Raw genomic sequence first — 14,272 nt, 5'->3', positions numbered from 1 at the left:
GACGCCTCACAGTTCTTGGCGTACGGAGCGAAGAAGTTCCCGGGTCAGCTCGGGGGTGAGACTGTCGGCCACCAGGCGGTCCGCCGCGCCGGAGTACTCGGCCACCTCGGCGGGCTTGTCCAGGTAGAGCGCGGTGGTGAACTGCTCCAGGTAGACGACGTCCGCGAGCTCCGGTTCGGCGAAGCTCAGTACCGAGAAGGCGCCGCCCTCGGCGCGCAGCCCGCCGAAGCGCAGCGGCATCACCTGGAGCACGACGTTGGGCAGTTCGGTCAGCTCCAGCAGCCGGTCGATCTGCGCCCGCATCAGCTCGGGCCCGCCCCAGGGGCGGCGCAGTGCGGCCTCGTCCAGGACGGCGAGCAGTCGCGGCGCCCGGTCGGCGGTGAGCACCCGCTGGCGTTTCAGCCGGACCTCGACCCGCCGCTCGACCTCGTCGGCCTCGGTGACGTGGCCGCCGTGGGTGATCACCGCCCGCGCGTAGTCGGCGGTCTGCAGCAGCCCGTGGACGAACTGCACCTCGTAGCTGCGGATCTCGGTGGCGGCCTCCTCCAGGCCGAGGTAGGTCTGGAACCAGCCCGGCAGCACGTCGCCGTAACCGTGCCACCAGGACGTCGCGTTGGCGTCGCGGACCAGCCCGAGCACCGAGGCCCGCTCCTGCTCGGCCTCGACCCCGTACAGCGTGAGCAGGTCGGCGACGTCGCGCTCCTTGAAGCCGACCCGGCCGAGTTCCATCCGGCTGATCTTCGACTCGGAGGCGCGGATCGAGTACCCGGCCTCCTCCCGGCTGACGCCTCTGGCCTCCCGCAGCCTTCGCAGTTGGGAGCCCAGTAGCAGGCGCCGGACCGTGGCACCTCCGCCTGCCTGAGTCATGCTCATCGCGTCACCCTCCGCACGTCGCGCAGCCCCCCGGCCGTCGGCCGCAGTCTGCCATCTGACACGGACAAACAACAGTCCGTCAGCGATCGCGTTCCAGGCGTAGCAGCCCGGGCACCGCGGCCAGGCTCAGGACCAGCAGGAACAGCCACGGCCAGGCGGCGCCGCGCCCCAGCAGCAGGGTGAGCAGGGCGGGAGCGACGGCCTGGCCGATGTTCCAGGACAGTTGGTAGACCGCCAGGTAGCGGCCGCGCAGCCCGGGGTCGGCGAGCGAGACGCTGAGCTCCTCCCGGAAGGGGGTGGCCATGGTCTCGGCGAGGTTGTAGAGGAACATCGCGGCGTAGAGCGCGGCGAGGACGGCCCAGCCGGGGGCGGCGGCCACCAGGGCGAAGGCGCCGAAGGCGAGGGCGTTGAGGAGCGAGGCGGCGGCGAGCACCCTGGTCGGCCGGAACCGCTCCAGCCGCCCGGCCACCAGGTTGCCGGTGAGGACGACCTGGAGGCCGTTGAGCACCAGCAGCGAACCGGCCACCCAGGGCTCGCGGTGCAGGCCCTCGGTGAGGTAGACGGCGAGCAGCATGCTCAGGATCATCGAGCCGAAGACGAAGGTGAGGTTGACGGCGACCAGCAGCAGGTACCGGCGGTCGCGCAGCACCGCGCGGTAGCCGCCCGCCTCCTCGGCCGGGGCCGCCTCCTCCGCCGGCGCGGCCGCCTGGGCCGGCCGCCAGGTGGCCAGCAGGACGGTCGCGACGACGTAGCTGACGCCGTTGAGCGCCACCAGCAGCCGCAGGCTCCCGGTGCCGCCGCCGGCCACCAGGAGGGCGCCCAGCGCCCCGCCGAGGCCGAGCCCGGCGTTGCGCAGCGTCTGCACCAGCGCGAACCAACGGGTCCGCTCCCCCTCGGCGGCGGCCAGCACCACCAGGCCGGTGCTGGAGGTCCAGTAGGCGACGTGGCCGATCTGGGCGAGCAGGCAGACCAGCACGATCTGCCAGAGCTGCTGGGCGAGCAGGTAGCCGCCGAAGGCGAGCGCGGAGAGCGCGTTGCCGCCGGCCGCCACCACCCGGGCCCCGTAGCGGTCGATCAGCGGGCCGACGCCGATCGCGGTGGGCAGGGCGAGCAGCCGGGCGGCGGTGATCGCGGCGCCGACGGCGGCGACGGCCAGGCCGGTGGTGCGGGCGAAGTAGACGAGGGTGAAGGCGAGGATCAGCCCGGTGCCGAGGCTGTCGATCAGGTGGGCGCCGACCAGCCCGGTCCGGCCGGAGGTGTCCGGCAGGCCCAGTCGGTCGCGCAGCGGGGCGGGTGTGGCGGTCGCGGTGGTCATGGCCCCAGGTTCTCGGGCATGATCATCCCTGCCCAGAGATTCCATCCTGCTCGAATCCTCGCCGGAGGCCGCCATGCTCGTCTGGGAGTTCTCGGCCCAGGACCTCGCCCGGACGCGCTTCGCCTGCTCCCCGCTGTCCGAGGTCGCCACCAGCGTCGAGGTGCTGAAGGAGCCGGGCCGGCACGCCGTCCACCTGCCCTGGGTGCGGCAGGCCCGGCGGCGGCTGGAGGGCGTCGGCTGGGAGCTGCTGTCCGAGCTGATCCGGCTGCCCACGGTGTACGTACCGGACTTCCTGACCCCGGTGCCGACCCACTCCTCGCCCACCATCGAGCAGTCGGTGGCCGCGCTGGCCGCCACCGACCCGGCCGTCGTCCGCCGGGACCTCGACCGGCTCGGCGGGGAACTCCCGCCACTGGTCGCCGGACTGCGGGCCGATCCGGAGGCGGGCACGGCCCGGCTGGCCGCCGAGGTGCAGGCCTACTGGACGGCGGCGATCGCCCCCCACTGGCCGCGCATCCAGCGCCTCACCGAGGGCGAGATCCTGCGGCGGGCCCGCCAGATGTCGACGGGCGGCCCGGCCGCGCTCTTCGCCGACCTGCACCCCCAGGTGAGCTGGGAGCGCGACACCCTGCGGATCGACCACCGCCGGGTGGACGTGCAGCGGCGGCTGGACGGCGAGCGGGGCCTGGTCCTGGCCCCCACCGTGTTCGCCTGGCCGGGCGTCTTCTCCCAGCAGAACCCGCCCTGGCAGCCCGGCCTGGTCTACCCGCCGCGGGGGGTGGCCACGCTCTGGGAGACCTCCGGCGCCACCGTGCCCGACGGCCTGGCCCGGGTGATCGGGCGGACCAGGGCCCGGCTGCTCGCCGAACTCGACGCACCCGCCTCGACCACCGAACTCGCCGCCCGGACCGGCCTGTCGGCCGCCAACGTGTCGCACCACCTCACCGCCCTGCGCGGAGCGGGCCTGGCCGCCCGCCACCGCGCCGGCCGCACCGTCCTCTACCTGCGCACCGAGGCCGCGGAACTGCTGCTGCGCGGCTGAGCCCCGAGAACCGCCGCCGCGCGGCCGGGGCCCGGAACCGCCGCGGCCCCCGGGCCGTCCAAGCGCCATGCGCCGACGCCGCCCGAGCCCCGCCGCCCTGCTGCTCACCGTGCTGGCCCTCACGGCCCTGGTGTTCGCCGTCCTGACGGTCACCGCCGGGGGGAGCGACCGGGGGCTGCCGCCCCGGCCCGGCGATCCGGGCCTCCCCCGCCCCACCGTCACGATCGCCCCGGCGACGCACCGGGTCTGAACCGCCGCGGGCGCACGAAAGCGGCACCTGCCCTCAACTTGGTCGGGGAGAGGGCAGGCGCCGTGGGACCGCGTTTGGCCCGGCGACACTGGCGGGAGGAGCGGCTCGTACTCCCGGCGATGCGGTGCCGGGCGCTCTGGGGGTGGACGGGTCCACCGGCGGGAGTGGCCGCCGGCGGTCCGGCCGGGGGTCAGACCACCAGCGGGCGGTCCGTCGGGCGGATCGGGGCGGGCAGCGGGGTCTTGCCGCCCAGGTACTTGTCCACCGCGGCGGCGGCCGAACGGCCCTCCGCGATGGCCCAGACGATCAGCGACTGGCCACGACCGGCGTCCCCGCAGACGTAGACGCCATCGACATTGGTGGCGAACTTCCCGTCCCGGGCCACATTACCCCGAGCGTCCAGGTCGACGCCAAGCTGCTCGACCAGGCCGTTCTTCACGTCCGTGCCGGTGAAGCCCATGGCCAGGGTGACCAGCTGGGCCGGGATCGCCCGCTCGGTGCCGGGGACCGGCTCGAAGCGGCCGTCCCGGAACTCGACCTCGACCAGGTGCAGCTCCTGGACGTTGCCGTCCTCGTCGCCCGTGAAGTGGGTGGTGTTGACGGCGTAGACCCGCTCGCCGCCCTCCTCGTGGGCCGAGGTGACCTTGTAGGTCATCGGCATGGTCGGCCAGGGCTGGTGGCCGGGGCGCTCGTCGCTGGGGCGCGGCATGATCTCCAGCTGGGTGACCGAGGCCGCCCCCTGGCGCAGCGCGGTGCCGAGGCAGTCCGCGCCGGTGTCGCCGCCGCCGATGACGATGACGTGCTTGCCCTTGGCGCTGATCGGCGAGTCGACGAAGTCGCCCTCCTGCACCTTGTTGGCCAGCGGCAGGTACTCCATCGCCTGGTGGATGCCCTTGAGCTCGCGCCCGGGCACCGGCAGGTCGCGGGCGGTCGTCGCACCGGCGGCCACGACCACCGCGTCGAAGCGCTCGCGCAGCTGCTGGCCGGTGATGTCCTCGCCCACGTGGACGCCGGTGCGGAACCGGGTGCCCTCCGCCCGCATCTGCTCGATGCGGCGGTTGATGTGGCGCTTCTCCATCTTGAACTCGGGGATGCCGTAGCGCAGCAGGCCGCCGACGCGGTCGGCGCGCTCGTACACCACCACGGTGTGCCCGGCCCGGGTGAGCTGCTGGGCGACGGCCAGGCCGGCCGGGCCGGAGCCCACCACGGCGACCGTCTTGCCGGAGAGCCGCTCGGGGATCTGCGGCGTGACGCCGCCCCGGTCCCAGGCCTTGTCGATGATGGTGACCTCGACGTTCTTGATGGTCACCGCGTCCTGGTTGATGCCCAGCACGCACGCGGACTCGCAGGGAGCCGGGCAGAGCCGCCCGGTGAACTCCGGGAAGTTGTTGGTCGCGTGCAGCCGCTCGATCGCGCCGACGAAGTCGTCCCGGTAGGCCAGGTCGTTCCACTCGGGGATGAGGTTCCCGAGCGGGCAGCCGTTGTGGCAGAACGGGATGCCGCAGTCCATGCAGCGGCCGGCCTGCTTGCTGATGATCGGCAGGAGGCTGCGTTCGACGTAGACCTCGTTCCAGTCCCGCAGACGGACGTCCACGGGCCGGCGCTCGGCCAGCTGCTTGCCGGTGGTCAGGAAGCCCTTGGGGTCAGCCACGTGCCGCCTCCATCATCTTGCGAGTGGTCTCGGACTCGGAGAGTCCATCGCGCTCAGCGGCGTCCTTGGCGGCGAGCACAGCCTTGTAGTCGGTCGGCATGATCGTGGAGAAGCGGGAGACCCCGCTGCCCCAGTCGGCCAGGAGCTCGGCGGCGACGGTGGAGCCGGTCTCCTCGTAGTGCTGCTGCACGGTCTCGCGCAGCCATTCGCGGTCGGCGGCGCTCGGGGCCTCGATGCCCACCATGCCGTCGTTGACGTTCGCGGGCCGCAGGTCCAGCACGTAGGCGACGCCGCCGGACATGCCCGCCGCCAGGTTGCGCCCGGTCTCGCCGAGGATGACGACCCGGCCGCCGGTCATGTACTCCAGACCGTGGTCGCCGACGCCCTCGACCACCAGGGTGGCACCGGAGTTGCGGACGGCGAAGCGCTCGCCGGCCTTGCCGCGCAGGTGCACGCGGCCGCTGGTGGCGCCGTAGCCGATGGTGTTGCCGGCGATCACGTGGCTCTGCGCGTCGGCGCCGATCGCGGCCGCCTCGCGGGCCGGGCGGACGATCACCACGCCGCCGGAGAGGCCCTTGCCGACGTAGTCGTTGGCGTCGCCCTCCAGGCGCAGCGTGATGCCCTTCGGCAGGAAGGCGCCGAACGACTGCCCGGCCGAGCCGGTGAAGGTGACGTCGATGGTCCCCTCCGGCAGGCCCTCGCCGCGGTACCGCTTGGTCACCTCGTGGCCGAGCATGGTGCCGACCGTGCGGTTGACGTTGCGGATCGGCAGCTGGATGCGGACGGCGTCGCCGCGCTCCAGGGCGTCCTGGGCGAGGTCGATCAGCTGGTTGTCCAGCGCCTTGTCGAGCGCGTGGTCCTGCGTGGTGGTGCGGTGCAGGGCCGCGCCCTCGGGCAGCTCGGGGACGTGGAACAGCGGCGCCAGGTCGAGCCCGGCGGCCTTCCAGTGCTCGATCGCGGCCTGGGCGTTGATGTGCTCGGCGTGGCCGACCGCTTCCTCGATCGTGCGGAAGCCCAGCTCGGCGAGGATCTCGCGGACCTCCTCGGCGATGAACTCGAAGAAGTTGACGACGAACTCGGGCTTGCCGGAGAAGCGCTCGCGCAGCACCGGGTTCTGGGTGGCGACGCCGACCGGGCAGGTGTCCAGGTGGCAGACGCGCATCATGATGCAGCCGGAGACGACCAGCGGGGCGGTGGCGAAGCCGAACTCCTCGGCGCCCAGCAGCGCGGCGATGACGACGTCGCGGCCGGTCTTCAGCTGGCCGTCGGTCTGCACCACGATGCGGTCGCGCAGGCCGTTGAGCAGCAGGGTCTGCTGGGTCTCGGCGAGGCCGAGCTCCCAGGGACCGCCCGCGTGCTTGAGCGAGGTGAGCGGCGAGGCGCCGGTGCCGCCGTCGTGGCCGGAGACCAGCACGACGTCCGCGTGCGCCTTGGAGACGCCGGCCGCGACCGTGCCGACGCCGACCTCGGAGACCAGCTTCACGTGGATGCGGGCCGCCGGGTTGGCGTTCTTGAGGTCGTGGATCAGCTGGGCGAGGTCCTCGATGGAGTAGATGTCGTGGTGCGGCGGCGGGGAGATCAGGCCGACACCCGGGGTGGAGTGCCGGGTCTTGGCGACCCACGGGTAGACCTTGTGGCCGGGCAGCTGGCCGCCCTCGCCGGGCTTGGCGCCCTGGGCCATCTTGATCTGGATGTCGTCCGCGTTGACCAGGTACTCGGAGGTGACGCCGAACCGGCCGGAGGCGACCTGCTTGATCGCCGAACGGCGCTCGGGGTCGTAGAGGCGGTCCGGGTCCTCGCCGCCCTCACCGGTGTTGGACTTGCCGCCGAGCCGGTTCATCGCGATGGCCAGCGTCTCGTGCGCCTCCAGCGAGATGGAGCCGTAGGACATGGCACCGGTGGAGAAGCGCTTGACGATCTCGGAGACCGGCTCGACCTCGTCGACGGAGATCGGGGTGCGGCCGAGGGTGTCGAGGCGGAACAGGCCGCGCAGCGTCATCAGGCGCTCGGACTGCTCGTTCACCCGGTCGGTGTACTGCTTGAAGATGTCGTACCGGCGGTTGCGGGTGGAGTGCTGCAGCCGGAAGACGGTGTCCGGGTCGAACAGGTGCGGCTCGCCCTCGCGGCGCCACTGGTACTCGCCGCCGATCTCCAGCGCGCGGTGCGCGGCGGGGATGCCGGAGGCGGGGTACGCCTTGGCGTGGCGGGCGGCCACCTCCTTGGCGATCTCGTCGAGGCCGATGCCGCCGAGCTTGGTGGTGGTGCCCGCGAAGTAGGCGCCGACCAGCTCCTGGGAGAGGCCGATCGCCTCGAAGACCTGCGCGCCGCGGTAGGAGGCGACGGTGGAGATGCCCATCTTGGACATGACCTTGAGCACGCCCTTGCCGAGCGCCTTGATCAGGTTCTTGATGGCCCGCTCGGGCTCGACGCCCTCGATGAAGACTCCCTGGGCGACGAGGTCCTCGACGGACTCCATGGCCAGGTACGGGTTGACCGCGCCGGCGCCGTAGCCGATCAGCAGCGCGACGTGGTGCACCTCGCGGACGTCGCCGGCCTCGACCAGCAGCGACACCTGGGTGCGCTGCTTGGTGCGGATCAGGTGGTGGTGGATCGCGGAGGTGAGCAGCAGCGAGGGGATCGGCGCGTGCTCGGCGTCCGAGTGCCGGTCCGAGAGCACCACGATCCGGGCGCCGTCGGCGATCGCGGCGTCGGCCTCGGCGGCGATCTCGGCCAGCCGCGCGGCCAGGCCCTCGCCGCCGGTGGCGACCTTGTACAGGCCGGAGAGCGTGACGGCCTTGAGGCCGGGCTGGTCCCCGTCGTGGTTGATGTGGACGAGCTTGGCCAGCTCGTCGTTGTCGATCACCGGGAAGGTGATGCCGACCGAGCGGCAGGAGGCGGCCTCGGCGGTCAGCAGGTTGCCCTCGGGGCCGAGGTTGCTCAGCAGCGAGGTGACGAGCTCCTCGCGGATGGCGTCCAGCGGCGGGTTGGTGACCTGCGCGAAGAGCTGCACGAAGTAGTCGAACAGCAGCCGCGGCTTCTCGGAGAGCGCCGCGATCGGGCTGTCGGTGCCCATCGAGCCGAGCGCCTCGCCACCGGTGCGGGCCATCGGCGCGAGGATGACCCGCAGCTCCTCCTCGGTGTACCCGAAGGTCTGCTGGCGGCGGGTCACCGACGCGTGGGTGTGCGCGATGTGCTCGCGCTCGGGCAGCTTGGCGAGCTGGATCTGGCCGCCGTCGACCCACTCCGCGTAGGGGTGCTCGGACGCCAGCGCGGACTTGATCTCCTCGTCCTCGACGATGCGGTGCTCCGCGGTGTCGATGAGGAACATCTTGCCGGGCTGCAGCCGGCCCTTGCGGGCGATCTTCTCCTGCTCGATGTCGAGCACGCCGACCTCGGAGGAGAGGACGACCAGGCCGTCCTCGGTGATCCAGTAGCGGGCCGGGCGCAGGCCGTTGCGGTCCAGCACGGCGCCGATCTGGGTGCCGTCGGTGAAGGTGACGCAGGCCGGGCCGTCCCAGGGCTCCATCAGGTTGGAGTGGTACTGGTAGAACGCGCGGCGGGCCGGCTCCATGGTGGCGTGGTTCTCCCACGCCTCCGGGATCATCATCAGCACCGAGTGCGGCAGCGAGCGTCCGCCGAGGTGGAGCAGCTCCAGGACCTCGTCGAAGGAGGCCGAGTCGGAGTGGTCCGGGGTGCAGATCGGGAAGATCCGGTCGAGCCCCTGCCCGTTCTTGTTGGCCGGGATGAGGTCGGTGGCGAGCTGGGACTCGCGGGCGGTCATCCAGTTCCGGTTGCCCTTGACCGTGTTGATCTCGCCGTTGTGCGCGACGAAGCGGTACGGGTGGGCGAGCGGCCAGCTCGGGAAGGTGTTGGTGGAGAAGCGCGAGTGCACCAGGCCGAGCGCGGAGGCGTAGAGCCGGTCCGACAGGTCGGGGAAGAAGGGCTCCAGCTGGCCGGTGGTCAGCATGCCCTTGTAGACGATGGTGCGCGCGGAGAGCGACGGGAAGTACACGCCGGCCTCGCGCTCGGAGCGCTTGCGGACGACGAAGGCGAGCCGGTCGAGGGTGATGCCCTCGCTGCCGTCCTTGGCCAGGAACACCTGGCGGAAGCGCGGCATCACCGAGCGGGCGGTGGCGCCCAGCAGGTCGGGGGTGACCGGGACGTCGCGCCAGCCGAGGACGGTGAGGTCCTCCTCCGCGGCGATGGCCTCGATCTGCGCGACGGCGGCGGCGGCGGCCGCGTCCTCGTCGGGCAGGAAGGCGATGCCGACCGCGTAGGAGCCGGCAGCGGGCAGCTCGAAGGAGACCTTGGCGCGCAGGAAGGCGTCGGGGACCTGGGTCAGGATGCCCGCGCCGTCACCGGAGTCCGGCTCGGCGCCGGTGGCACCCCGGTGCTCCAGGTTGCGCAGGACGGTGAGCGCCTGCTCGACGATCTTGTGGTCGGCGATGCCGGTCAGCGTGGCGACGAAGCCGACGCCACAGGCGTCGTGCTCGTTCCTCGGGTCGTACAGGCCCTGAGCAGCAGGTCGCGCATCCGGAACGAGCGCGTACGGCGGGCGGGCGGCGCCGGCCTGGGGCTCGTTGGCGGAGTGCATGGATGCAGACAGCATCGGCTCTCCCGTCGTCGTCTTGAGCAATGAGCTTCGTGCAATAGGGACGACGTTGGCCCTCTGCGATTTCGTGCAGGTTACATGATGCCGGAGATCCCGAGAAGTGGAACATCTCGTCCATATGGCGGACATGACCCCAGGTCAGGGGCTATTACCGGCGAGTAGTGCGAGCGGGAGGAGTCGGTTTGCCGACTGCGCGCTCCCTCCAGTGTGCCCGTGCCGCGGAGGACCGAAACGGGACCGAAACCCCCCGTCGACAAGATCGCCACGAGCGCGCCTGCGATTCGATCCTCCGGGGCCGATCGGACCGAAGGAATCCTCGGACCGGCGGCTCTTCGGCCGATACTAGGACGACCGCGCATCCGGGCCCATGTGCGGAACGTCACGCGCTGCACAGCATAACCATGCAGCCTGCTGTAGCAATCGACGATTCCCCCGCCCCGGCCGCCACAGAGCCCCGGCGGGCCCGGACAGCAGCCCCGGCGGGGCTCTGGCGGGCCCCCGGTCAGCCGACCTGCCCGCCGATGAGCATGCCCAGCAGATACGTCACCGCGGCCGCCGCCCCGCCCAGCACCAGCTGCCGCAGCCCGCTGAACCACCAGGTCCGCGCCGTCACCCGGGCGACCACCGCACCACAGAGGAAGAGGCCGCCCGTCGCGAGCAGCACCGCGGGCAGCAGCGAGGTCGCGCCCAGCAGGTACGGCAGCAGCGGCAGCAGCGCGCCGACCGCGAAGCAGACGAACGAGGACCCGGCCGCGACCCACGGCGAGGGCAGGTCGTTGGGGTCCACCCCCAGCTCCTCCCGGGCGTGGACCTCCAGGGTCCGCTCCGGATCGGCGGAGAGCTGCCGGGCCACCTCGCGCGCCAGCTCCGGATCGACCCCGCGCGAGGCGTAGAGCTCGGCCAGCTCGGCCAGCTCGCCCTGCGGGTTGCGGCGCAGCTCCAGCCGCTCGGCCTCGATCTCCGCCTGCACCAGCTCGCGCTGCGAGGCCACCGAGGTGTACTCCCCCGCCGCCATCGAGCAGGCACCGGCCGCCAGACCGGCGAGGCCGGTGATCACCACCGTGCCGCTGGAGGCCGCGCCCCCGACGACGCCGGTCATCAGCGCGAAGTTGGAGACCAGCCCGTCCATCGCACCGAACACCGCCGGCCGCAGCCAGCCGCCGTTCACATCGCGGTGGTGCCCTGCGGCGGGCACGCGGGGGTGTTGCCCGGCCTCGGGTTCAAGGGTGGTCACGCTCACGGTCCCGGGTCTCCGTCCGATCGTCCGACGACCCGAACGTAGTCCTTCCGGCCTGGGCACTTCCAGCAAAGTAAGGCTGTCCGAACACACCTCCGGCCGCCCTCCGCGGAAGTCGGGAGAACGGCCGGTGGCAGGGGAAAGAGCTGGTCAGGTGAGGTTCTTGGCGTCCTTGTCGGCACTCCCGGCGACGGACCGGGCCGAGTCGCCGTCCACCTTTTTGTCCGAGGGGCGAGACGCCGCCGGGCTGTCACCCGAGGAACCCGGAGCCTCCACGGGCTCGGCGGCGTCGGACGGGCCGGTCGCGGTCGGGTCGATGGTCGCCGGGTCCTCCCGGCCGGGGTGCTTCTTGCCGACGATCACGAGGTAGACGACGGCGGAGATGAAGACCGCGATCGCCACCCAGTCGTTGAGCCGCAGCCCGAAGAAGGTGTGCGCCTCGTCGATCCGCAGCCACTCGGTCCAGAACCGGCCGACCGTGTACGCGGCCACGTACAGCGCGAAGGCCCGGCCGTGGCCGAGGGTGAACCGGCGGTCCGCCCAGATCACCAGCGCCGCGACGCCCACGCACCAGAGCGACTCGTAGAGGAAGGTCGGGTGGTAGATCCCGGTGACCACCTCGCCGTTGGGCAGCGTCTTGTCGATCTCCAGGCCCCACGGCAGCGTGGTCTCCCGGCCGTACAGCTCCTGGTTGAACCAGTTGCCCCAGCGGCCGAGCGCCTGGGCCAGCGCGATGCCCGGCGCGATGGCGTCGGCGTAGGCGGGCAGCGGCACGCCCCGGCGGCGGGCACCGATCCAGGCACCGACCGCGCCGAACGCGATCGCACCCCAGATCCCGAGGCCGCCCTCCCAGATCTTGAAGGCGTTCCAGGGGTTCTTCCCCTCGCCGAAGTAGAGCTGGTTGTCGGTGATCACGTGGTAGAGCCGGCCGCCGACCAGGCCGAACGGCACGGCCCAGACGGCGATGTCGCCGACCGTGTGCTTGCCGCCACCACGGGCGACCCAGCGCTTGCTGCCGAGCCAGACGGCGACGACGACACCGAGGATGATGCAGAAGGCGTAGGCGCGCAGCGGGATCGGTCCGATGTAGAGGACACCCCGCGACGGGCTGGGAATGTAGGCGATATCCATGGCAGCTCCGACGCTACAGGGTCGGCGGCCCGCCCCGGTCACCCCGCGGGTCACAGATCCCGAACAACAGGGTGCCGGACGCCGGACACCGGGCCGGACGCCGGACGCACCGCCGCCCGCTCCGGACGGGGAGGGGCGGCGGGCGGCCGGCCGGGGCCGGCCTCAGCCGGCGTTCGGCGACGGGTTGTTGCTCTCCGGCGCGGTGCCGGTCGGCGCCGGGGACTGCCCGTGCGAACCCGGTGTGCCCAGCTTCTTGCCCTGGTTGGCGGCGTCCACCCAGGTGACCAGGTTCTGCGGGGTGATCTCCTCGTTGCCGTTCTTCGGGTAGATCGGCTGGCCGTTGAGCAGCACCGTCGGCGTCGACTTGTAGCTGGACTTGTCGAAGTCCTGCTGCACCGCGGAGACCCAGCCGCCGTAGGTGTTGTCGTTGACGCAGGCCTCGAAGGCCGGCGTGGCCAGGCCGTCGACCTGCTTGGCGAGGTTGATCAGGGTGGCCTTGTCGCCGAAGGCGTCGTTGGTCTCGTCCGGCTGGTTGCGGTAGAGCACGTCGTGGTAGTCGCGGAAGTGCCCGGCCTGCTGGGCGCAGCCCAGCGCGTTGGCCCCGTACTTGGAGCCCTTGCCGGGCACCGCCCGGTCGATGAACGAGACGATGTGGTAGTTGGTGTAGATCTTGCCCGCGTCTTCCAACTGGTCGATGGTGGAGGCGAATTCACGCTCGAAGGTGCCGCAGGCGGGGCAGCGCGGGTCCTCGTAGACGGTGAGTACGGCCGGGGCGTCGGCGGCGCCGACCGGGACGACGAGGTTCTTGTCGCCGATGGTGCCGGCCGGCGCGGCGGTCGGGGTCTCCGGCTTGGAGCGCTCGTTCTGCACCACGACGCCGGTCACCACGGCGGCGGCGATCACCGCCAGCACCACGCCGCCGATCACCAGCTTCTTCTTGCGCCGGCCGCGGGCCTCGTCGGCCGCCCGGTCCGCCAGCATCCGCTCGCGGGCGGTGCGCTTGCCTTCTCGGTTCTTCTCGCTCATCGCCTTGACATCCACTGTTCGCCTTGACATCCACTAGCGGGGAAAGGGGTGTGGGGATGGGTGCCCGCGGCCGCTCAGGCCGCCAGCCAGCCGTCCACCGAGAACTTGGTGCGGGGGCGCCAGATCAGCCAGCCGGCCAGGAGCAGGAACCCGGTGTCGCGCAGGATCTCCTGGAGGTACTCGGTCTGCGAGGCGTCCACCGCCCCGCCGCCGCCGAAGCAGCCGCAGTCGATCGAGATGCCGCGCGCCCAGGCCGAGGCGATCCCGGCGATGAAGGCGAGCAGCAGCAGCGCCGACACGCCCGCGACCAGCCGGACACCGAGCCCGATCACCAGCAGTAGCGCGAGCGCCAGCTCCAGGAAGGGCAGGGCGTAGCCGACCGGCTTGACCATCGACTCGGGCAGGATCTCGTACGCGCGGACCGCCTGGGCCGCCTCGGCCGGATCGGCGATCTTGGCCAGTCCGGCCCAGCCCCAGACCACGGCGAGGCCGAGCCGGGCGGCGGTGCCGATCCACTCCGTCCAGGCCGGCCACGGACGCCGGGCCGCCGGCTCGGTCTGGCTGAGGTGCGCTGCCGGGCCGGCCATCGGGAAACCCCCCTCGGGAAACACGTTCACTTCCTGAGGAACCGTAAGGGATGAAGGGTGGTTCCTCCATATTCAGGAATTAAGCCGGATGAGTGACTACTGATGGCGTTCTGTCCGAATGTGTTCTAGTGCCCGTTCGGGTCGCAGCCCGGCGGGCGCCCGGGGTCGTAGAGGTCCGGGCGGCTCTCGTGCGCCGAGCGCGTCGCCCGCGCCACCGCGTCCACCCGGGCCGCCTCGGCGCAGACGTACGCGTCCCGCTCGGCCCGCTCCGCCCCCCGCCTGGCCAGCGCGTGTCCCACCGCGGTGTCCGCCCCGACCGCCGCGGACAGGGCCAGCACGGCGGCCGCCGCCCGCAGCAGGACGGCTCGCTGCAGACCCGGCACCGGCGGACCCCTTCCGTTCGCTTCGCGCCCCCGCACACGTGGTTCGTGCACTCGTCCCTCCACTCAACGCCGGTCAACCCCACCTGATGCGTCGGAGCCGCCTTGTTCACCCGTTCGGGTCCGGCCGGGCACGCCGACGGCCCGTCGCCCCCACCGGAGGGGGCG

11 protein-coding genes are annotated in these 14,272 nt (G+C 72.2%); 2 read left to right on the top strand and 9 right to left on the bottom strand.

Features of this window, described 5'->3' with window-relative positions; genetic code table 11:
- Positions 1-6: 6 nt before the first annotated feature.
- Together ACFWA9_RS27000 and ACFWA9_RS26995 are read right to left on the bottom strand one after the other, a co-directional pair.
- Positions 7-873, bottom strand: coding sequence for a helix-turn-helix transcriptional regulator (locus ACFWA9_RS27000; RefSeq protein ID WP_352287220.1), 867 nt, complete (start codon positions 871-873; stop codon positions 7-9).
- 79 nt (positions 874-952) lie between these two features.
- Complete coding sequence (locus ACFWA9_RS26995; protein ID WP_380390364.1) at positions 953-2,188, bottom strand: MFS transporter; 1,236 nt, start codon at positions 2,186-2,188, stop codon at positions 953-955.
- A 73-nt stretch (positions 2,189-2,261) separates the two neighbouring features.
- Here ACFWA9_RS26995 and ACFWA9_RS26990 point away from each other — a divergent pair, with 73 nt between their 5' ends.
- Both ACFWA9_RS26990 and ACFWA9_RS26985 read left to right on the top strand, forming a co-directional pair.
- Positions 2,262-3,230, top strand: coding sequence for a DUF5937 family protein (locus ACFWA9_RS26990; RefSeq protein ID WP_380390360.1), 969 nt, complete (start codon positions 2,262-2,264; stop codon positions 3,228-3,230).
- A 67-nt stretch (positions 3,231-3,297) separates the two neighbouring features.
- Positions 3,298-3,480: a hypothetical protein gene (locus ACFWA9_RS26985; RefSeq protein ID WP_380390358.1), complete on the top strand. Its 183-nt coding sequence runs from the start codon at positions 3,298-3,300 to the stop codon at positions 3,478-3,480.
- A 190-nt stretch (positions 3,481-3,670) separates the two neighbouring features.
- Here the strand turns inward: ACFWA9_RS26985 and ACFWA9_RS26980 are convergent, their stop codons facing one another.
- From ACFWA9_RS26980 to ACFWA9_RS26950, 7 genes are all read right to left on the bottom strand, one after another.
- On the bottom strand, positions 3,671-5,131 hold the full coding sequence (locus tag ACFWA9_RS26980; protein WP_329487202.1) for a glutamate synthase subunit beta: 1,461 nt from the start codon (positions 5,129-5,131) through the stop codon (positions 3,671-3,673).
- On the bottom strand, positions 5,124-9,725 hold the full coding sequence (gene gltB / locus ACFWA9_RS26975; RefSeq protein ID WP_380390374.1) for a glutamate synthase large subunit: 4,602 nt from the start codon (positions 9,723-9,725) through the stop codon (positions 5,124-5,126). The genes ACFWA9_RS26980 and gltB overlap by 8 nt, the downstream gene beginning before the upstream one ends.
- A gap of 520 nt (positions 9,726-10,245) precedes the next feature.
- Positions 10,246-10,977: a VIT1/CCC1 transporter family protein gene (locus ACFWA9_RS26970; protein WP_329487203.1), complete on the bottom strand. Its 732-nt coding sequence runs from the start codon at positions 10,975-10,977 to the stop codon at positions 10,246-10,248.
- Between the two features lie 153 nt (positions 10,978-11,130).
- Positions 11,131-12,111 carry a prolipoprotein diacylglyceryl transferase gene (gene lgt, locus ACFWA9_RS26965; RefSeq protein ID WP_380390355.1) on the bottom strand — a complete coding sequence of 327 codons (981 nt, stop codon included), beginning with the start codon at positions 12,109-12,111 and terminating at the stop codon, positions 11,131-11,133.
- Between the two features lie 162 nt (positions 12,112-12,273).
- Positions 12,274-13,137, bottom strand: a complete 864-nt coding sequence (locus ACFWA9_RS26960) for a thioredoxin domain-containing protein (RefSeq protein ID WP_352287210.1) — start codon at positions 13,135-13,137, stop codon at positions 12,274-12,276.
- Positions 13,138-13,211: 74 nt separating this feature from the next.
- A complete protein-coding gene (locus ACFWA9_RS26955) occupies positions 13,212-13,724 on the bottom strand; it encodes a MauE/DoxX family redox-associated membrane protein (RefSeq protein WP_380390353.1) in 513 nt (170 codons plus the stop codon).
- A gap of 125 nt (positions 13,725-13,849) precedes the next feature.
- Positions 13,850-14,107: a hypothetical protein gene (locus ACFWA9_RS26950; protein ID WP_352287207.1), complete on the bottom strand. Its 258-nt coding sequence runs from the start codon at positions 14,105-14,107 to the stop codon at positions 13,850-13,852.
- Positions 14,108-14,272: the final 165 nt, after the last annotated feature.

This window comes from Kitasatospora sp. NPDC059973, assembly GCF_042737525.1.
GTDB lineage: Bacteria > Actinomycetota > Actinomycetes > Streptomycetales > Streptomycetaceae > Kitasatospora.
Note: the sequence above shows the minus strand (reverse complement) of the source record. Positions and strands in the feature narration are given on the sequence as shown.

Excerpts from the sequence above, each read along its gene's own strand:
- gltB (WP_380390374.1), bottom strand. The coding sequence starts at position 9,725 with ATGCACTCCGCCAACGAGCCCCAGGCCGGCGCCGCCCGCCCGCCGTAC.
- ACFWA9_RS27000 (WP_352287220.1), bottom strand. The coding sequence starts at position 873 with ATGAGCATGACTCAGGCAGGCGGAGGTGCCACGGTCCGGCGCCTGCTA.
- ACFWA9_RS26995 (WP_380390364.1), bottom strand. The coding sequence starts at position 2,188 with ATGACCACCGCGACCGCCACACCCGCCCCGCTGCGCGACCGACTGGGC.
- ACFWA9_RS26985 (WP_380390358.1), top strand. The coding sequence starts at position 3,298 with ATGCGCCGACGCCGCCCGAGCCCCGCCGCCCTGCTGCTCACCGTGCTG.
- ACFWA9_RS26960 (WP_352287210.1), bottom strand. The coding sequence starts at position 13,137 with ATGAGCGAGAAGAACCGAGAAGGCAAGCGCACCGCCCGCGAGCGGATG.
- ACFWA9_RS26990 (WP_380390360.1), top strand. The coding sequence starts at position 2,262 with ATGCTCGTCTGGGAGTTCTCGGCCCAGGACCTCGCCCGGACGCGCTTC.
- ACFWA9_RS26955 (WP_380390353.1), bottom strand. The coding sequence starts at position 13,724 with ATGGCCGGCCCGGCAGCGCACCTCAGCCAGACCGAGCCGGCGGCCCGG.
- lgt (WP_380390355.1), bottom strand. The coding sequence starts at position 12,111 with ATGGATATCGCCTACATTCCCAGCCCGTCGCGGGGTGTCCTCTACATC.